This is a genomic window from Kitasatospora sp. NPDC029312 (assembly GCF_055569215.1).
In genome coordinates, this window is sequence record NZ_JBVHXY010000007.1 from 89,169 (window position 1) to 106,092 (window position 16,924).

The 16,924-nt window shown below is 71.2% G+C and carries 20 protein-coding genes, 1 tRNA gene and 1 pseudogene; 15 read left to right on the plus strand and 7 right to left on the minus strand.

Going from position 1 to position 16,924, the window contains the following annotated elements; genetic code table 11:
• Positions 1-59: 59 nt before the first annotated feature.
• Both ACZ4WV_RS08610 and ACZ4WV_RS08615 read right to left on the minus strand, forming a co-directional pair.
• The gene (locus ACZ4WV_RS08610) at positions 60-650 is read right to left on the minus strand and encodes an isochorismatase family protein (RefSeq protein ID WP_465744185.1); all 591 of its coding nucleotides are present in this window, start codon (positions 648-650) and stop codon (positions 60-62) included.
• Between the two features lie 199 nt (positions 651-849).
• Complete coding sequence (locus ACZ4WV_RS08615; protein WP_465744187.1) at positions 850-2,166, minus strand: nicotinate phosphoribosyltransferase; 1,317 nt, start codon at positions 2,164-2,166, stop codon at positions 850-852.
• A gap of 141 nt (positions 2,167-2,307) precedes the next feature.
• Between ACZ4WV_RS08615 and clpS the strand changes: the two genes are divergently transcribed.
• The 7 genes from clpS to ACZ4WV_RS08650 all read left to right on the plus strand — a co-directional run bounded on the left by clpS (position 2,308) and on the right by ACZ4WV_RS08650 (position 7,268).
• A complete protein-coding gene (gene clpS / locus ACZ4WV_RS08620; RefSeq protein WP_363434112.1) occupies positions 2,308-2,601 on the plus strand; it encodes an ATP-dependent Clp protease adapter ClpS in 294 nt (97 codons plus the stop codon).
• A gap of 141 nt (positions 2,602-2,742) precedes the next feature.
• On the plus strand, positions 2,743-3,315 hold the full coding sequence (locus ACZ4WV_RS08625; protein ID WP_465744192.1) for a DUF2017 domain-containing protein: 573 nt from the start codon (positions 2,743-2,745) through the stop codon (positions 3,313-3,315).
• A 270-nt stretch (positions 3,316-3,585) separates the two neighbouring features.
• A complete protein-coding gene (locus ACZ4WV_RS08630) occupies positions 3,586-5,028 on the plus strand; it encodes an amino acid permease (protein ID WP_465744194.1) in 1,443 nt (480 codons plus the stop codon).
• 100 nt (positions 5,029-5,128) lie between these two features.
• On the plus strand, positions 5,129-5,560 hold the full coding sequence (locus ACZ4WV_RS08635) for a M67 family metallopeptidase (RefSeq protein WP_465744196.1): 432 nt from the start codon (positions 5,129-5,131) through the stop codon (positions 5,558-5,560).
• Positions 5,561-5,709: 149 nt separating this feature from the next.
• Positions 5,710-5,829, plus strand: coding sequence for a putative leader peptide (locus tag ACZ4WV_RS08640; protein WP_317621128.1), 120 nt, complete (start codon positions 5,710-5,712; stop codon positions 5,827-5,829).
• Between the two features lie 121 nt (positions 5,830-5,950).
• A complete protein-coding gene (locus ACZ4WV_RS08645) occupies positions 5,951-6,229 on the plus strand; it encodes a MoaD/ThiS family protein (RefSeq protein WP_465744198.1) in 279 nt (92 codons plus the stop codon).
• A gap of 70 nt (positions 6,230-6,299) precedes the next feature.
• Positions 6,300-7,268, plus strand: coding sequence for a PLP-dependent cysteine synthase family protein (locus ACZ4WV_RS08650; protein WP_465744200.1), 969 nt, complete (start codon positions 6,300-6,302; stop codon positions 7,266-7,268).
• 32 nt (positions 7,269-7,300) lie between these two features.
• On the opposite strand, the gene ACZ4WV_RS08655 is transcribed toward ACZ4WV_RS08650, so the two are convergent.
• Positions 7,301-7,768 carry a type II toxin-antitoxin system PemK/MazF family toxin gene (locus tag ACZ4WV_RS08655; RefSeq protein ID WP_465744201.1) on the minus strand — a complete coding sequence of 156 codons (468 nt, stop codon included), beginning with the start codon at positions 7,766-7,768 and terminating at the stop codon, positions 7,301-7,303.
• Between the two features lie 215 nt (positions 7,769-7,983).
• Between ACZ4WV_RS08655 and ACZ4WV_RS08660 the strand changes: the two genes are divergently transcribed.
• Both ACZ4WV_RS08660 and ACZ4WV_RS08665 read left to right on the plus strand, forming a co-directional pair.
• Positions 7,984-8,172, plus strand: a complete 189-nt coding sequence (locus ACZ4WV_RS08660) for a MerR family transcriptional regulator (protein WP_465744203.1) — start codon at positions 7,984-7,986, stop codon at positions 8,170-8,172.
• A gap of 221 nt (positions 8,173-8,393) precedes the next feature.
• Positions 8,394-9,140 (plus strand): MBL fold metallo-hydrolase, encoded by a 747-nt coding sequence (locus ACZ4WV_RS08665; protein WP_465744205.1) that lies wholly within the window; start codon positions 8,394-8,396, stop codon positions 9,138-9,140.
• Positions 9,141-9,254: 114 nt separating this feature from the next.
• Here the strand turns inward: ACZ4WV_RS08665 and ACZ4WV_RS08670 are convergent, their stop codons facing one another.
• Both ACZ4WV_RS08670 and ACZ4WV_RS08675 read right to left on the minus strand, forming a co-directional pair.
• The gene (locus tag ACZ4WV_RS08670; RefSeq protein WP_465744207.1) at positions 9,255-10,532 is read right to left on the minus strand and encodes a PTS transporter subunit EIIC; all 1,278 of its coding nucleotides are present in this window, start codon (positions 10,530-10,532) and stop codon (positions 9,255-9,257) included.
• Positions 10,533-11,074: 542 nt separating this feature from the next.
• Positions 11,075-12,364: a PTS transporter subunit EIIC gene (locus tag ACZ4WV_RS08675; protein WP_465744209.1), complete on the minus strand. Its 1,290-nt coding sequence runs from the start codon at positions 12,362-12,364 to the stop codon at positions 11,075-11,077.
• Positions 12,365-12,739: 375 nt separating this feature from the next.
• Between ACZ4WV_RS08675 and ACZ4WV_RS08680 the strand changes: the two are divergent.
• The 4 genes and pseudogenes from ACZ4WV_RS08680 to rdgB form a co-directional block, all read left to right on the plus strand.
• Positions 12,740-12,997, plus strand: a pseudogene (locus ACZ4WV_RS08680) (PTS sugar transporter subunit IIB); the annotation flags it as partial.
• Positions 12,998-13,104: 107 nt separating this feature from the next.
• Positions 13,105-13,830 carry a ribonuclease PH gene (gene rph, locus ACZ4WV_RS08685; RefSeq protein ID WP_465744211.1) on the plus strand — a complete coding sequence of 242 codons (726 nt, stop codon included), beginning with the start codon at positions 13,105-13,107 and terminating at the stop codon, positions 13,828-13,830.
• A 199-nt stretch (positions 13,831-14,029) separates the two neighbouring features.
• On the plus strand, positions 14,030-14,419 hold the full coding sequence (locus ACZ4WV_RS08690; RefSeq protein ID WP_465744213.1) for a hypothetical protein: 390 nt from the start codon (positions 14,030-14,032) through the stop codon (positions 14,417-14,419).
• Positions 14,420-14,449: 30 nt separating this feature from the next.
• Positions 14,450-15,055 (plus strand): RdgB/HAM1 family non-canonical purine NTP pyrophosphatase, encoded by a 606-nt coding sequence (gene rdgB, locus ACZ4WV_RS08695; protein ID WP_465744215.1) that lies wholly within the window; start codon positions 14,450-14,452, stop codon positions 15,053-15,055.
• Between the two features lie 63 nt (positions 15,056-15,118).
• On the opposite strand, the gene ACZ4WV_RS08700 is transcribed toward rdgB, so the two are convergent.
• Positions 15,119-15,200 (minus strand) — tRNA-Leu (locus ACZ4WV_RS08700).
• Positions 15,201-15,403: 203 nt separating this feature from the next.
• On the minus strand, positions 15,404-15,877 hold the full coding sequence (gene bcp, locus ACZ4WV_RS08705; RefSeq protein WP_465744217.1) for a thioredoxin-dependent thiol peroxidase: 474 nt from the start codon (positions 15,875-15,877) through the stop codon (positions 15,404-15,406).
• 164 nt (positions 15,878-16,041) lie between these two features.
• Between bcp and ACZ4WV_RS08710 the strand changes: the two genes are divergently transcribed.
• Complete coding sequence (locus ACZ4WV_RS08710; protein ID WP_465744219.1) at positions 16,042-16,383, plus strand: DUF3618 domain-containing protein; 342 nt, start codon at positions 16,042-16,044, stop codon at positions 16,381-16,383.
• Positions 16,384-16,568: 185 nt separating this feature from the next.
• Positions 16,569-16,871: a GroES family chaperonin gene (locus ACZ4WV_RS08715; protein WP_196952357.1), complete on the plus strand. Its 303-nt coding sequence runs from the start codon at positions 16,569-16,571 to the stop codon at positions 16,869-16,871.
• Positions 16,872-16,924: the final 53 nt, after the last annotated feature.

Below are 16,924 nucleotides of genomic sequence, written 5' to 3' on the forward strand. Positions count from 1 at the left end.
GTCCATCGTCACTGCTGCTGACGTGGTCACCGCACGCACGGGCGGGCCAGGGGCGGGGCTCACGGGCGGACCACCGGAGTCCCGACCAGCTCGACCCCGGCCGCGCGCAGCTCGTCCAGCACGGCGGCGGTGGTCGCCGGGGCCACCCCGGCGGTGAGGTCGAGCAGCACCCGGGTGGTGAAGCCGGCCCGCGCGGCGTCCAGGGCGGTGGCCCGGACGCAGTGGTCCGTGGCGATGCCGACCACGTCGACCTCGTCCACCTGCCGCTCGCGCAGCCACTCGACCAGGCCGCGGCCGTTCTCGTCCAGCCCTTCGAAGCCGCTGTAGGCCGCCGAGTGGGCGCCCTTGTCGAACACCGCCTCGACCGCGCCGGAGATCACCGCGGGTGCGAAATTGGGGTGGAAGCCCACGCCCTCGGTGCCGGCCACGCAGTGGACGGGCCAACTGGAGACGTAGTCCGGGTCGGCGGAGAAGTGCTCGCCCGGGTCGATGTGGTGGTCCCGGGTGGCGAGGATGTGCTGGTAGCCGGGGGAGGACTCGGCGATCAGATCGGTGATGGCGGCGGCCACCTCGGCGCCGCCGGCGACGGCCAGGCTGCCGCCCTCGCAGAAGTCGTTCTGCACGTCGACGACGATCAGTGCCCGGTGCATGGCTCGCATCCTCGGATGTGGTGGGGGCGGTGCGCCCCGGTGGTGGGGGCCCTCGGCGGCTCTGGAGGACTCCGGCGGAACTCTACGGCTGACTCTTCCACGGCTGACTGTTCCACGGCTGACTCTAGGGAGTGCCGCGCGGAGGCGGAAGGCCTGTGGGCCGACCGCCGGTCCGCGCGGACCCGGCCCGCCGGTCGGGTCAGTCGATCAGCTCGGTGGGGATGACCGGGTCGCCCTTGGAGAGCTGGGTGGCCGACAAGGGCAGGGCGGCCCGGGCCCTGATGTGGCGCTCCCGGGCCGCGCTGAGCGGCTCGCGGCCGACGGTCTCGCCGCCGAGCACCAGCGGCACCTGCACCAGGTGCGGCCGCAGTGCCTCCGGGACGGCGCCGGTGCCGATCACCTCGGCCTCGGCCACGCCCTCGGCGTCGGGCCGGCGGGCGGCCCACTTGCGTCCGCCGATGCTGGTCTTGCCGCCGGCCGCTCGCTTGGCCACCGGCACCAGCGGGCCGTCCTGCGTCCCGGCCCGGGCGACGAGCTTGTAGACCATCGCGCAGGTGGGGTGCCCGCTGCCGGTGACCAGGCTGGTGCCGACGCCGTAACCGTCCACCGGGGCGGCGGCCAGTGCGGCGATCGCGTACTCGTCCAGGTCCGAGGTGACGATGATCCGGGTCTGCCGGGCGCCGAGCTCGTCCAGCTGCCGGCGGACCCGGTGGGCCGCCAGGACGAGGTCGCCCGAGTCGATCCGGACGGCGCCCAGCTCGGGACCGGCCACCTCGACCGCGGTGCGCACGGCCTCGCGCAGGTCGAAGGTGTCGATCAGCAGCGTGGTGCCCTTGCCCATCGAGGCGATCTGCGCCTGGAAGGCGTCCCGTTCGCTGTCGTGCACCAGGGTGAAGGCGTGGGCGGAGGTGCCGGTGGTCGGGATGCCGTACTGGAAGCCGGCCTCCAGGTCGGAGGTGGCGGCGAAACCGGCCACGTACGCGGCGCGCGCGGCGGCGACGGCGGCCTGCTCGTGGGCCCGGCGGGCGCCCAGCTCGATCACCGGACGGGCTCCGGAGGCGGCGGTCATCCGGGAGGCGGCGGCCGCGACGGCGGAGTCGAAGTTGAGGATCGAGAGGATCACCGTCTCCAGGATGACCGTCTCGGCGAAGCTGCCCTCGACGGTGAGCACCGGGGAGCCGGGGAAGTAGACCTCGCCCTCGGGGTAGCCGTGGATATCGCCGCGGAAGCGGTAGTCGGCGAGGTAGCGCAGGGTGTCGTCCTCGACCACGCCCTGGTCGGCCAGCCAGTCCAGTTGGGTGGTGCTGAAGCGGAAGTTCTCGACGGCGTCCAGCACCCGGCCGGTGCCGGCCATCACGCCGTAGCGGCGGCCGGCGGGCAGGCGGCGGGTGAAGACCTCGAAGACGGAGCGGCGGTGCGCGGCCCCGCTGCGCAGGGCGGCCTGCAGCATGGTGAGCTCGTAGCGGTCGGTGAGGAGCGCGGTCGACCCGGCCGCGCGCCCTGAAGTGGCGTCCATGAGGATGATGCTACTACCACTTAGCGTCAGAGTGACGATTTCTCGCGACGCGACCTGGGGCCGGAATCGCCCGGGTGTCGCCCGGATGGCAGCATGGGCCTTGAGGGTTCACGGACGAGTGTGCAACGAGGAGGCCCGGCGGTGAGTGTCGCGCCCGTGGAGATCGAGCGCCCGGAGGTCGAAGGACAACCGGTGGCCGAGCCGGACACGCCCTGGGTGACGATCGTGCACAACGATCCGGTCAACCTCATGAGCTACGTCCAGTACGTCTTCCAGGCCTACTTCGGCTACCCGAAGGACAAGGCGCGGAAGCTGATGATGGACGTGCACACCAAGGGCCGGGCGGTGGTCTCCAGCGGCTCCCGCGAGGAGATGGAACGCGACGTCCAGGCGATGCACGGCTACGGCCTGTGGGCGACGCTCCAGCACGACTGAGCACGCGCCGGGCGCACTTGGGCCGGGCGCGCCGGGCCGGGGGTTCCGGGCGCACCCGGTGCCCCCCGGCACCCATACGACTGACCGCCCGCCGGCCCGGCGGCGCGGCCGAAGACGACGAAGACGGGCTGACCGATACAGATGGCTGGGTTGTTCGAGAGCACCGGCGATGGCGGCGCGGCGATCGCGCTGGACGAGGTGGAGGCCTCCATCCTGCGCTCGCTGGAAGTGCAGATGCTGGAGCTGATCGGGCCCGGCCCGGGCGGCGACGGGGGTGACCCGCTGGCCGCGCTGTTCGCCGAGGGGCCGTCCGAGGCCCCGGCCGATCCGGCGCTGGCCCGGCTGTTCCCGAACGCCTACGGTGATCCGGCGAAGCCGGACGACGCCGAAGCGCTGGCCGCCTCCAACGAGTTCCGCCGCTACACCGAGCTCGACCTGCGGGCCCGCAAGCGGGACGACGCGCTGCAGGTGGTGCGGACGCTGGACGGCCTCGGCGACTCCGGGGTGCTCAAGCTGCCCGCCGCGGAGTGCCCGCGCTGGCTGGGAGCGCTGAACGACCTGCGGCTGACCCTCGGAGTGTGGCTGGAGGTCACCGAGGAGGACGAGCGTGGCCTCTACGAGCTGCCGGACGGGGACGAGCGCAAGCCGCTGGTGATGGCCTACCTGTGGCTGGGCGCGCTCCAGGAGTCGCTGCTCGAGGCGATCACCGACTGACGGCGGCCCCGTGCCGCCACCGACTGACGGCGGCCCGTTCCGCCACGGGCCGGGAGTGACCCCGTTCCGTTCGCCGTTCCGGGCGATCTTGCCCGCTTTCGGGCAAGTCCTGACCGCTATGTCCAGCATGCGGACGATCAACCGGAATATTTCTGTCCAAATCGGGCGAACCCTATCAGGTCATGCTCAAATATCGCTCAGATGAACACCGCTATCCGGAGCCTGCGTGGTACGACTTCTCCCCACCCACGACCCACCAGGACGGTGACCATGGCCGAGCAGATATACGACCAGGTGGTCGACGCGAAACCGGACGAGGAGGGCTACGAGCGGGGACTCGGCAGCCGCCAGATCCAGATGATCGCGATCGGCGGCGCGATCGGCACCGGCCTCTTCCTCGGCGCCGGCACCGCGATCTCCAAGTCGGGGCCGAGCCTGATCCTCTCCTACGCCGTGGCCGGCCTGGTGATCTTCGTGATCATGCGGGCCCTGGGTGAGCTGCTCACCTACCGCCCGGTCTCCGGCAGCTTCGCCGAGTACGCCCGGGAGTTCCTCGGCCCCTTCGCCGGTTACGTCACCGGCTGGACGTACTGGCTGTTCTGGGTCGTCACGGGCATGGCGGAGACCACCGCCGCCGCCGTGTACGTCAAGTTCTGGGCGCCGGACATCCCGCAGTGGGCCAGCGCGCTGACCTTCCTGGTCATCCTCTACGCGGCCAACCTGATCTCGGTGAAGCTGTTCGGCGAGATCGAGTTCTGGTTCTCCATGGTCAAGGTCACCGCCATCATCGGCATGATCCTGATCGGCATCGGCGTCCTGACCCTCGGGTTCAGCAAGGCCGGCGACACCGCGTCGATCACCCACCTGTGGCAGGACGGCGGCTTCTTCCCCAAGGGCATCGGCGCCACCGTGATGACCCTGCAGATCGTCATGTTCGCCTACCTGGGCGTCGAACTCGTCGGCGTCACCGCCGGCGAGAGCGAGAACCCCGAGAAGACGCTGCCGCGCGCCATCAACACCCTGCCCTGGCGCATCGCGCTGTTCTACATCGGCGCCCTGGTGGTCATCCTCTCGCTCGTGCCCTGGCGGGAGTTCCAGCCCGGCGTCAGCCCGTTCGTCGCCGCCTTCGGCAAGATCGGCATCCCGGCGGCGGCCGGCATCATCAACTTCGTGGTGCTCACCGCCGCGCTCTCCTCCTGCAACTCCGGGATGTACTCCACCGGCCGCATGCTGCGCGACCTCGCCCTGCGCGGCCAGGCCCCCGGGCAGCTCACCAAGCTCAACAGCCGACGCACCCCGGCCTTCGCGATCACCCTGTCCTGCCTGCTGATGGGCGCCGGCGTGGTCCTCAACTACCTCGTGCCGGCACGGGCGTTCGAGTACATCACCTCGGTCGCCACGGTCTGCGGCCTGTGGACCTGGGCGATGATCCTGATCTCCCAGATCCGCTACCGCAGGGCCTGGAAGGAGGGCCACCTGCCCGCGCCCACCTTCAAGGCGCCCGGCGGCGCCTGGGTCAGCTGGGCCGCGCTCGCCTTCCTCGTCCTGGTCGTGGTGCTGATCGGCCTCGACGAGGACAACCGGATCTCGCTGTACGTCTTCCCCGGCTGGGCCCTGGTGCTGGTGATCGGCTACCAGCTGCTCAAGCGCCGCAACCCGCAGGCCGTCCACACCCTCCCGCACGACCACGTGCACGCCGCCGACAACGCCTGACCGGACCCCGTCCGCCGCCCCGCGACCGGGTGGCGGACGCCCGGTGACCGGGCATCGGACGCCCCGGCGGACAGCCGCCGGGGCATGGCATCCTGACCGCATGCTGACCATCACCCGAGAACTGCGTGACCGGATCGTGGCCCACGCCCGCGCCGACCACCCGGACGAGGCCTGCGGCGTGGTCGCCGGACCGGCCGGCAGCGGCCGCCCCGAGCGGTTCATCCCGATGCTCAACGCCGCCCGCTCGCCCACCTTCTACGAGTTCGACTCGGGCGACCTGCTCAAGCTCTACCGCGAGATGGACGACCGTGACGAGGAGCCCGTCGTCGTCTACCACTCGCACACCGCCACCGAGGCCTACCCCTCGCGCACCGACGTGAGCTACGCCTCCGAGCCGTTCGCCCACTACGTGCTGGTGTCCACCGCCGACGGCAACGGGGAGGACGACCCCTACCAGTTCCGGTCGTTCCGCATCGTGGACGGCGAGATCACGGAGGAAGACGTCCAGGTCGTCGAGGTCTACCCGGCCTGACCGCCACCCCCCCGGACGAGGCCCGCCGACCCCCGCGCGTGGTCGGCGGGCCCGTGCCGTCTCCGAAGCATCTCAGCATCGGATACCGGAACATCCGGATCCCGAGACGGGCATGTCGGAGCGGGCCCGGGAATCTATACGATGAGCCCATGCGTTCCGTCGATGTGAGCAACCAGGCCCCGGGCACCCGCCTCGTGGCGCGCCTGCACATCGACCTGTGCCGGCACGCCGGCGCGATCTGTCCCGGCACGCCCGCGCGCTCGCGCTGAGAGCCGCCTCGCCCCACCCCGGGCCCGCCGCCGGACCGGCGACGCCGAGCCCCGGGCACTGCCCGCCCTGCCGCGCCCGCTGCGGCCCACCCACCCACACGACTCGCACAGGAGCGCACCCATGGCCATCGAGGTCCGCATCCCGACCATCCTCCGCACCTACACCGACGGCGCCAAGGCCGTCGAGGGCAACGGCAGCAACCTCGGGGAACTCTTCACCGACCTCGACGCCCGCCACCCGGGCATCGCCGCCCGCCTCCTCGAGGGCGGCGAACTGCGCCGCTTCGTCAACGTCTACCTCAACGACGAGGACGTCCGGTTCCTGGAGGGCATCTCCACCGCCGTCGCCGACGGCGACAGCGTCACCATCCTCCCCGCCGTGGCCGGCGGCGCCCACTGACTGCCCGGCTCCCTCACCCCGGGGTGGGGGAGCCGCCCTGCTCACCCCACCGCCGTGGCCGGAGGCCCCCTTGCGTTACGACAGCCCGCTCGAAGCCGTCGGCAACACCCCGCTGGTGCGCCTGCCGCGGCTGTCCGCCGCCGTCCCCGGCAACGCCGACGGCCTGGTGAGCCTCTGGGCCAAGCTGGAGGACCGCAACCCCACCGGCTCGATCAAGGACCGCCCGGCCCTGCACATGATCGAGCGCGCCGAGGCCGACGGACGGCTCACCCCGGGCTGCACCATCCTCGAGCCCACCAGCGGCAACACCGGCATCTCCCTCGCCATGGCCGCCAAGCTCAAGGGCTACCGGATGGTCTGCGTGATGCCCGAGAACACCAGCGAGGAACGGCGCGAACTCCTCCGCATGTGGGGCGCCGAGATCATCTCCTCCCCAGCCGCCGGCGGCTCCAACACCGCCGTGCGGATCGCCAAGGAGACCGCCGCCCAGCACCCCGACTGGGTCATGCTCTACCAGTACGGCAACCCCGACAACGCGGGCGCCCACTACGCCACCACCGGCCCCGAGATCCTCGCCGACCTACCGACCGTCACCCACTTCGTCGCCGGCCTCGGCACCACCGGCACCCTGATGGGCGTCGGCCGCTTCCTGCGCGAGAAGGTCGCCGGCGTCAGCATCGTCGCCGCCGAACCGCGCTACGACGACCTGGTGTACGGGCTGCGCAACCTCGACGAGGGCTTCGTCCCCGAACTGTACGACGCCGAGGTGCTCACCACCCGCTTCTCCGTCGGCTCCGCGGACGCCGTCCGCCGCACCCGCGAACTCCTGCAGCAGGAAGGCATCTTCGCGGGTGTCTCCACCGGCGCCATCCTGCACGCCGCGATCGGCGTCGGCCGCAAGGCCGCGGCCGCCGGGGAACGAGCGGACATCGTCTTCGTGGTCGCCGACGGCGGCTGGAAGTACCTGTCCACCGGCATCTACACCGCCGAGTCCACCGAGGCGGCGGTCGAGGCGCTGCACGGCCAGCTCTGGGCCTGACTCCGACCCGGCGACATCCCGCCGGGCGGGCCTCAGCCGTTCTGGAACGCCCGCTGCGCCCGGGCCCAGACCTGCCGGTCCACCGTGCCGGCCCGCCGGCGGAAGGCCGACAGCGGCACCTCGCGCAGTTCGTCGGTCTCCAGCCAACTGGTCCGGCCCTGCCGGTCGCCCACCGAACCGGGCGGCAGCGGCAGCACGCCCGGGCGCTCGGCGTGATGCTTGCTGGTGATCTTCGCGACGGTGGCCGTCCGCCCCTGCACCCGCAGCACCAGGCACGGGCGGTCCTTGGCGCCGGGGCCGTCCTCGAACGGCACCTCCGCCCACCAGATCTCCTGCGGCTCCGGGCGGGCCCTGGTGCTCGGCCGCGGCCGCGGGCCGGTCGGCCCGGCCGGGCGGGGGGCGGGGCGGGTGCGCCTCACCAGCACCGCCGCCACCACCGCCGTCAGCACGGCGAACGCCGCCACCGCCAGGACCGGCCAGATTCCCGTCATGCCGCTCATGCGCCCACCTCGCTCCGCTCGCCCACGCGGCGAACCGTACCGGGCGGGTGGTGAACGCCACCACCGTGACGGCTGTGACACTTGAGCATTTGTCCGTACGTTGCTCCCGGTTCGTCACGGATCCGCCACGGTGCCCGTTCCGTCGCGAAGAGCCGGTGCCGCCCGGAAAGGCTGCCCTCACGACCGTCCGCCCCCGTCCCCCCGGAGGTGCCCTCGTGAGCAGAACCGAACTCTGGTCGTACGCCGAGATCGCCCGGCACATCAACGTCCAGCCCGAGACCGTCCGCAACTACCGCCGTCACGGCCTGCTGCCCGACCCGGACGCCACCGACGGCAGCGGACACCCCCGCTGGTACCCCGACACCATTCGCAGCTGGGCCCGCAACCGTCCCCGGCACCGCTGATCCGCGCCCCCCGTCCCCCGCCCCGGCGTTCTGGGTGATTCCAGCCACAGCCCGGCACGGGGACGGGGGCAAAGTGCCGGTCCGCCCTTACCCTCGACACACCAACGCAGTGCCCCCGGCCGGCCCACCGGCCCGGCCTGCCGTTTTCATGCTGTTTTCCATGCTGTTTTCGAAGCCGTTTTCCAGCAGCAGCCAGGACGTGTCGGGGCGGAGGGGCTCGGATGAAACTGACCGTGGTGGGGTGCTCGGGGAGCTTCCCGTCCGCCGACTCGCCCTGTTCCAGCTACCTGGTCGAGGCCGACGGCTACCGGGTCGTGATGGACCTCGGCAACGGCGCGCTCGGCGCCCTGCAGAAGTACACCAGCCTCTACGAGATCGACGCCGTCCTGCTCAGCCACCTGCACGCGGACCACTGCGTCGACCTGTGCGCCTACTGGGTCGCCCGCAACTACCGGGCCGGGGGCTGCCCCGACCTGCTGCCCGTGTACGGCCCGGCGGGCACCGCCGAGCGGCTCGCCCGCGCGTACGACATGCCGGAGAACCCCGGGATGAAGGAGGTGTTCGAGTTCCGCACCATCACCCCCGGCAGCTTCGAGCTCGGCCCCTTCCGGATCTCCGCCGTCCGGGTCAACCACCCCGTCGACACCTTCGCCTTCCGGCTGGAGCACGGCGGCCGGTCGCTGGTCTACTCCGGCGACACCGGCGAGAGTCCCGAACTGGTGGAACTCGCCCGCGACACCGATCTCTTCCTCTGCGAGGCCGCGTACCTGGACGGCCGCGACACCTACCAGGCCGTCCACCTCAACGGCCGGGAGGCCGGCGAGCACGCCACCGCCGCCCGGGCCGGCCGGCTCGTCCTCACCCACATCCCGCCGTGGACCGACGCCGAGCGCAACCGCCGCGACGCCGCCGCCGCGTACGCCGGCCCGGTGGAAGTGGCCCGGGCGGGCGCCGTCTACGAGATCTGACCGGCCCGCTCGGTTCCGGCGGCCGGAGCCCCCGGGCACGCGCGAGGCCCCGCCCGGCCGCTGGGGGAACAGCGGGCGGGCGGGGCCTTCGGAGTAGGCGGGACGCAGGGGCCGTCAGGCCTTGGTCACGTCCTCGATCTCGTCGTCGTCCTCGCGACCCGGAGTCTTGAAGTCGAACCTGGTGATCGCGAAGCGGAACAGGAAGTAGTACAGCGCCGCGAAGACCAGACCGATCGGGATGATCATCCACGGGTCGGTGGCCTTGCTCCAGGCCAGCGCGTAGTCGATCAGGCCGCCGGAGAAGGTGAAGCCGTCGTGCACGCCGAGGGCCCAGGTGATGGTCATCGAGGCGGCGGTGAGCACCGCGTGGATGACGTAGAGCGCGGGGGCGATGAAGACGAAGGCGAACTCGATCGGCTCGGTGACACCGGTGACGAAGGAGGTCAGGGCCAGCGAGAGCATCATGCCGGTGACGGCCTTGCGGCGGTGCGGCTTGGCGGCGTGGGCGATGGCCAGCGCGGCGGCGGGCAGCGCGAACATCATGATCGGGAAGAAGCCCGACATGAACTGCCCGGCGGTCGGGTCGCCGGCGAAGAAGCGCGGGATGTCGCCGTGCACGATGGTGCCGTCGGCCTTGGTGAGGTCACCGGTCTGGAACCAGGCGTAGGAGTTCACGAACTGGTGCATGCCGACCGGCAGCAGGCCGCGGTTGACCAGGCCGAAGGCGCCCGCGCCGAACGCGCCCGCGCCGATCAGGGTGTCGTTCAGGCTCTTGATCGCGTCGCCGACCGGGCCCCAGGTCAGGGCGAAGAGCACGCCGACGCCGGTGCCCACGAAGGCCATCAGGATCGGCACCAGACGGCGGCCGTTGAAGAAGCCCAGCCAGTCGACCAGCTTGGTGCGGTGGTACTTCTGCCACAGCACCGCGGCCAGCAGGCCGATCACGATGCCACCGAGCACGCCCGGGTTCTGGTACGTCGGGGCGACCCACTTGCCGGCGTCGATGTGACCCTCGGTGATCGGGAACGCGGTGAGGACGTTCTTGTAGACCAGGAAGCCGACCAGTGCGGCGAGGGCGGTGGAGCCGTCCGCCTTCTTGGCGAAGCCGATCGCGATGCCCACCGCGAACAGCAGCGGCAGGTTGTCGAAGACCCCGCTGCCCGCGGTGTTGAAGACCGCAGCGACCTTGTCCCAGCCGAGGCCGTCCTTGCCGAACACGTCGTCCTGGCCGAGGCGCATCAGCAGACCGGCGGCGGGCAGCACGGCGATCGGCAGCTGGAGGCTGCGACCGATCTTCTGCAGACCCTGGAGGAGGTTCTGGCCGAACTTCTTGGCGGGGCTTGGCGTGGCCGGTGCCGTGGCGGGCGCCGGTGCCTGCGCGGACTGACTCATGGGGGTGGGTTCCTAACGGCATGGCGGTCGGTCGGGGGGAGGCACGGGGGCCGAACCGCGAACTGGTCTACACCACGTGTGGTGTAGACCAGTTTTGTAGCACGGGCGGACAAGCCGGGGAACCCCGGAAAGCGCCGGTGCCGGGAAGCGCTATGAAATCGAAACCTAGTCGCGGAACGACGATCATGATTTCAGTTGCGATTCTGATTTTGGCTATTTGCGCAACAAAAAGCGCCGCCGCCGTGCGGCGCCCGGCCGGGCGGGTCTCCGGAGGTCGTGCGAGGCGAGGCCGCCGCTCCGGGGCGTGCGCCGTGGCTGCTGAGAGTGACCGGGGCGTCGCAGACCCCGCCCCGATGCGGCATCCCTACTCCCGGTCGGCCCGGCCTCGTCGCGGCGCGGGGCGGCGCCCGGCCGGCCGGATCGCGGCCGAATTACCCGCCCGGCCGCCGCCGAGTGGCGAATTCCCTCCTTTCCCGAAATGCCGAATGCCCCCGGACCGGCGGGTCCGAGGGCATTCGCGGGCGATGTCCGGGCGGTCGGAATCAGGCTTTGGTGACGTCCTCCACCTCGGTCTCCTCCTCGCGGCCCGGGGTTTTCAGGTCGAATTTCACGATGATGAACCGGAAGAGCGCGTAGTACACCACGGCGAAGCAGGGCCCGATGATCAGGATCAGCCACGGCTTGGTGGCCAGCCCCCAGTTGATCACGTAGTCGATCAGGCCGGCCGAGAAGCTGAAGCCGTCGTGCACCCCGAGCCCCCAGGTGATCGCCATCGAGGCGCCGGTCAGCAGCGCGTGCACGCCGTACAGGGCCGGGGCGATGTAGGCGAACGAGTACTCGATCGGCTCGGTGACACCGGTGACGAAGGAGGTCAGGGCGACCGAGAGCATCAGCCCGTAGATCTCCTTGCGGCGGTGCGGCTTGGCCGAGTGGGCGATCGCGAGCGCGGCGGCGGGCAGCGCGAACATCATGATGGGGAAGAAACCGGTCTGGAACTGGCCGGCCGTCGGGTCCCCCGCCAGGAATCGCGGGATATCGCCGTGCACGACGGTGGCATCGGCCTTGGTGAACTCGCCGAACTGGAACCAGACGAAGGTGTTCAGCAACTGGTGCATGCCGATCAGCAGCAGTGCGCGGTTGAAGACGCCGAAGATGCCGGCGCCCCCCGCGCCGAGATCGGCGAGGTTCTGCGAGAAGTCGTTCAGGCCGCGGCCGATCGGCGGCCACGCCCACACCGCGAGCACGGCGAGCAGCATCCCGACCAGCGCGGTGATCATCGGGACCAGTCGGCGGCCGTTGAAGAAGCCCAGCCAGTCGACCAGCTTGGTGCGGTGGAACCGCACCCACAGCCAGGCCGACATCAGACCGAGCAGGATGCCGCCGAGCACCCCCGGGTTCTGGTAGGTCGCGTTGGCCGCCTTCGCCGAGGAGTAGTCCACGCACTGGTCGCTGACCAGCACCGTCGGCGGCTTGCAGCTCTCCGGGAAGGCGTGCAGGACCTTGTAGTAGACGAGGAAGCCGACCACCGCCGCCAGGGCCGTCGAGCCGTCCGCCTTCTTGGCCATGCCGATCGCCACCCCGATGCAGAACAGCATCGGCAGGCCCAGCGAGGAGTCGAGCAGGGCGCCGCCGGCCGCCGCGAAGACCTTGGCGACGTTGTTCCAGCCCAGGCCGTCCTTGCCGAAGACGTCCGGCTGGCCGAGCCGGTTCAGGATGCCGGCCGCCGGCAGCACCGCGACCGGCAGTTGCAGCGACCGGCCCATCTTCTGCATGCCGCCGTAGAAGGTGTGCCACCACGTGGTCCGCGGGGCCGTGGCTCCGGCCGAACTCATCATCCGCCCTCCGGGAGCAGTTGCCGTCGGGAGGCCCTGTGCGGGACCCTCGGGCGGGATTCAGGAACCCCCCGGGTCCTTCCTGCGTTCATCGGAGTACACATATATTGGTGTAGACCACATGGGTCGCAGGCCGCACACCGGGACGCTGGCCCCGCTGATCGTCATCCTCGGACGGCGGTCGGGAGCCCGCGCGCCGGAATGGTCCAAAAGTGGTCTAACGTGGCATACCGGACGAGCTCGGGTCATGCTTGTCGCGCTGCCCGGCAGCACGAGGACAGCTGAACCCGCGTCAGCCACCGGACGGACCTCACCACCCGAACGGTCGAGGCCCCAGCACAGCGCAGGACGGCACCCGGCGGAGCCGCCGACGAGCCGGAAACAGAGGGAGAGAAGCAGATGGCCAGCAAGGCTGAGAAGATCGTCGCCGGTCTGGGCGGCATCGAGAACATCGAAGAGGTCGAGGGCTGCATCACCCGCCTGCGCACCGAAGTCAAGGACGCCACCCTCGTCGACGAGGCCGCCCTCAAGGCCGCCGGCGCCCACGGCGTCGTCAAGATGGGCACCGCCATCCAGGTCGTCATCGGCACCGACGCCGACCCCATCGCCGCCGACATCGAGGACATGATGTGAGCTGAGCCACCCGGGCTCACCCACTCCCGGCCCGCCGGCCCGCACAGGAGGACGGCGGGCCGAGGCACATCCGGAACCCGCACCCCGAGCGACTACGCTCAGTGCCTATGTCACGCATCGACGGCCGCACCCCCGAACAGCTCCGCCCCATCACCATCGAGCGGGGCTGGAGCAAGCACGCCGAAGGCTCCGTCCTCATCTCCTACGGCGACACCAAGGTGCTCTGCACCGCCAGCGTCACCGAAGGCGTCCCGCGCTGGCGCAAGGGCAGCGGCGAAGGCTGGGTCACCGCCGAATACTCCATGCTCCCGCGCGCCACCAACACCCGCGGCGACCGCGAAGCCGTCAAGGGCCGCATCGGCGGCCGCACCCACGAGATCAGCCGGCTCATCGGCCGCTCGCTGCGCGCCGTCATCGACCACCGCGCCCTCGCCGAGAACACCATCGTCCTCGACTGCGATGTCCTCCAGGCCGACGGCGGCACCCGCACCGCCGCGATCACCGGCGCCTACGTCGCCCTGGTCGACGCCGTCTCCTGGGCCCGCGAACGCAAACTGCTCCGCGCCAAGGGCCAGCCCATCACCGGCGGCGTCAGCGCCGTCAGCGTCGGCATCATCGACGGCGTCCCGATGCTCGACCTCCAGTACGAGGAGGACGTGCGCGCCGAGACCGACATGAACATCGTCTGCACCTCCGACGGCCGCTTCGTCGAGGTCCAGGGCACCGCCGAAGGCGCCCCCTTCGACCGCGACCTGCTCGACCGGCTGCTCGACCTCGGCACCCTCGGCTGCGCGGAGCTGGACGCCATCCAGCGCAAGGCCCTTGAAGGCTGAACCCCCCTCAGGGCTGAACCGGCGCGGCCCCACGGCCGTCGATCCTCACGGACGCGCCGCGCGACGCGCACCCGGAGCAGCCCGCTGTACAGGCGGGCCCGCAGACCGTACGGTTCCCGCAGCACCACCCGCTGCGGGAACCGCGCACCCCGCCACGCGCGTCCCTCCCACGGAACCCGCGCCCACCCAGGAGGACCGGATGCCGTCGAGCGTCGCCCGCCCCGCCGCCCTCGCCGTGGCCGGACTCATCGCGATCCTCCCGCTCAGCATGGTGAGCTGCTCCGCCGCCCAGAAGGCGATCGACTGCGGCAACACCGCCGTGAAGATCACCGGTGACCTCGCCGACCTCACCCAGGCGTACGACAACGCCAGCAACGACTCGGCCGCCGCCGGGAAGGCGCTCCAGAAGCTCAAGGGCGACCTCGACCAGGTCGGGAAGAACTCCAAGAACACCGACGTCGCCAAAGCCGTGAGCGACCTGCAGAAACAGACCGACAAGGTCCAGCAGGCCGTCGACCGCAAGGAAGCCCCCGACCTCAAGCCGCTCGGCGACGCCGCGGGCAACCTCACCTCCGTCTGCACCGGCTGACCCCTCCGGGCCCTGGATAAGGTGGGCGATATGTCCACCCGCCTGATCCTCGCCACCCGCAACCAGCACAAGGTCGCCGAGCTGCGCGCCATCCTCGCCGACGCCGACCTCGACGTCGAACTCGTCGGCGCCGACGCCTATCCCGAGATCCCCGACGTCCCCGAGACCGGCGTCACCTTCGCCGAGAACGCCCTGCTCAAGGCCAACGCCCTGGCCACCGCCACCGGCCTGCCCGCGATCGCCGACGACTCCGGCCTCTGCGTCGACGTGCTGAACGGCGCGCCCGGCATCTTCTCCGCCCGCTGGTCCGGCAAGCACGGCGACGACCGCGCCAACCTCGACCTGCTGCTCGCCCAGCTCTCCGACATCGCCGAACCGCACCGCGGCGCCCACTTCTTCTGCGCCGCCGCCCTCGCCCTGCCCGACGGCACCGAGCGCGTCGTCGAGGGCCGCCTCCTCGGCACCCTGCGCACCACCCCGGCCGGCACCAACGGCTTCGGCTACGACCCGATCCTCCAGCCCCTCGGCGAGACCCGCACCTGCGCCGAGCTGACGGCGGACGAGAAGAACGCCATCAGCCACCGCGGCCAGGCCTTCCGGGCCCTGGCGCCGGTGGTGAAGGAGCTCATCGGCTGAGAAGGACGAAGGGCCCGACCGGAATCAAACCGGTCGGGCCCTTTGTTTTGAAGAATTTCTCTGTGCGGCCGAAGGGATTCGAACCCTCAAGCCCTCACGGGCCAACGGACCTAAACCGTCTGCGTCGCCTCTGCGCCACGGCCGCCTGTCCTGCTGGCCAACATGTTACTGGGCGCGCGGAACGGCCGGCACCTCTGTTTCGCCGGTCACCGGATGCCGCGACCGCCTCTTCCCTTCGGCGGTGGATCGACGTGACGGCATGACAGTTCGGGTAGCCCTCTCGGAGATTGCAGGGCTGACCGTCGGGGTGTGCCGCCACCGCGCTTCGCGCTCTCGGTGGGTAGAGGCTCAGGCTTCGACCTTGAGGTCGCGCAGCAGCTTGGCGACGTGGCCGGTGGCCTTCACGTTGTACAGGGCGCGCTCGACCTTGCCCTGCTCGTCGACGATCACGGTGGAGCGGATCACGCCCTGGTAGGTGCGGCCGTAGTTCTGCTTCTCGCCGTAGGCGCCGTACGCCTCGAGGACGGTGTGGTCCGGGTCGGACAGCAGCGTGACCTTCAGGTTCTCGGTCTCGCGGAACGCGCCGAGCTTCGCCGGCTGGTCCGGGGAGATGCCGATGACGTCGTAGCCGGCGCCCGCCAGGACGTCCAGGTTGTCGGTGAAGTCGCAGGCCTGCTTGGTGCACCCCGGGGTGAGGGCCTTGGGGTAGAAGTAGACGATGACCTTGCGGCCCAGGTGGTCGGCGAGCGAGACCTGGTTGCCGTCGGCGTCGGACAGACTGAAGGCGGGCGCGGTGTCGCCGGGCTGGAGACGCTCAGTCATGGGGTGGACTCTCCTGGTGCGTGCGGCTGGGGCGGGCGGTCGTACCACGGCAAACTTACCTCCGTTGGTGGGTGGGGCCGCGCGGCGGTGCTCGCCAGCTGACAAACTGGGGCGGTCGCACAGGACGACCAGGACTACATCGGCAAGTGAATGGGGTGGCCCGAGTGGGCGAGGCGAGCACGAAGGACAAGCCGGGGCGGACGACCGCCCAGATCGAGGCGGACATCGAGCGCACCCGCGACCGGCTGGCGGGGACCCTGGACGAGCTGGCCGTGCGCGTCCACCCGAGCACCATCTCCGCCCAGGTCAAGGCCCGCGCGATGGCCACCGTCGAGGAGAAGGCGGCCCGGGCGTACGTGGCCGCGAACGGTCTGGTGGAGAAGGCCCGGGCGCAGTTCGTGGACGAGAAGGGGCAGCCGCGCAAGGAGCGGGTCGTCCCGGCCGCGCTGGTCGGCCTGGGCGTGGTGCTGCTGATCGCCTCCGCGCGCAAGCGCCGCAAGGACTGAGCGGTGGTGGTGGAGAGGCCGGGCGCCCATGGCGGCCGGGCCTTCCGCATGCCGGGCTGGCGTCACGCGCCGCGCCCGGGGGCGGTACCTTCGGGGTCGTGAGTACGAACGACGAACCGACCCGCTCCGAGCACGACACCGAGCCCGCGCGGCACGACCGGCTGGGCGAGAAGCTGCCGATCCGGATGCTGCACGACCGCGTGCTGGTGCGCACGGAGGGCAGTGAGGGTGAGCGCCGCTCGACCGGCGGCATCCTGATCCCGGCGACCGCCGAGCTGAGTAAGAGGTGCACCTGGGCGGAGGCCGTCGCGGTCGGCCAGAGCGTGCGTTCGGTGGAGCCGGGTGACCGGGTGCTGTACGACCCCGAGGACAAGCTGGAGGTCGAGGTGCGGGGCGCGACGTACGTGCTGCTGCGCGAGCGTGACCTGCACGCGGTGGCCGCGACGCGCTTCGGCGACACGGAGGGCTCGACCGGGCTGTACCTCTGAGGCCGTCCGGCCCGCCGGGCCTGCTGCCGTCCGCGGCGGAGCCGGCCCCCGGG

Coding starts and splice junctions, on each gene's coding strand:
- ACZ4WV_RS08610 (WP_465744185.1), bottom strand. CDS start 650: ATGCACCGGGCACTGATCGTCGTCGACGTGCAGAACGACTTCTGCGAG.
- ACZ4WV_RS08615 (WP_465744187.1), bottom strand. CDS start 2,166: ATGGACGCCACTTCAGGGCGCGCGGCCGGGTCGACCGCGCTCCTCACC.
- ACZ4WV_RS08625 (WP_465744192.1), top strand. CDS start 2,743: ATGGCTGGGTTGTTCGAGAGCACCGGCGATGGCGGCGCGGCGATCGCG.
- ACZ4WV_RS08630 (WP_465744194.1), top strand. CDS start 3,586: ATGGCCGAGCAGATATACGACCAGGTGGTCGACGCGAAACCGGACGAG.
- ACZ4WV_RS08635 (WP_465744196.1), top strand. CDS start 5,129: ATGCTGACCATCACCCGAGAACTGCGTGACCGGATCGTGGCCCACGCC.
- ACZ4WV_RS08640 (WP_317621128.1), top strand. CDS start 5,710: ATGCGTTCCGTCGATGTGAGCAACCAGGCCCCGGGCACCCGCCTCGTG.
- ACZ4WV_RS08645 (WP_465744198.1), top strand. CDS start 5,951: ATGGCCATCGAGGTCCGCATCCCGACCATCCTCCGCACCTACACCGAC.
- ACZ4WV_RS08655 (WP_465744201.1), bottom strand. CDS start 7,768: ATGAGCGGCATGACGGGAATCTGGCCGGTCCTGGCGGTGGCGGCGTTC.
- ACZ4WV_RS08665 (WP_465744205.1), top strand. CDS start 8,394: ATGAAACTGACCGTGGTGGGGTGCTCGGGGAGCTTCCCGTCCGCCGAC.
- ACZ4WV_RS08670 (WP_465744207.1), bottom strand. CDS start 10,532: ATGAGTCAGTCCGCGCAGGCACCGGCGCCCGCCACGGCACCGGCCACG.
- ACZ4WV_RS08675 (WP_465744209.1), bottom strand. CDS start 12,364: ATGAGTTCGGCCGGAGCCACGGCCCCGCGGACCACGTGGTGGCACACC.
- rph (WP_465744211.1), top strand. CDS start 13,105: ATGTCACGCATCGACGGCCGCACCCCCGAACAGCTCCGCCCCATCACC.
- ACZ4WV_RS08690 (WP_465744213.1), top strand. CDS start 14,030: ATGCCGTCGAGCGTCGCCCGCCCCGCCGCCCTCGCCGTGGCCGGACTC.
- rdgB (WP_465744215.1), top strand. CDS start 14,450: ATGTCCACCCGCCTGATCCTCGCCACCCGCAACCAGCACAAGGTCGCC.
- bcp (WP_465744217.1), bottom strand. CDS start 15,877: ATGACTGAGCGTCTCCAGCCCGGCGACACCGCGCCCGCCTTCAGTCTG.
- ACZ4WV_RS08715 (WP_196952357.1), top strand. CDS start 16,569: ATGCTGCACGACCGCGTGCTGGTGCGCACGGAGGGCAGTGAGGGTGAG.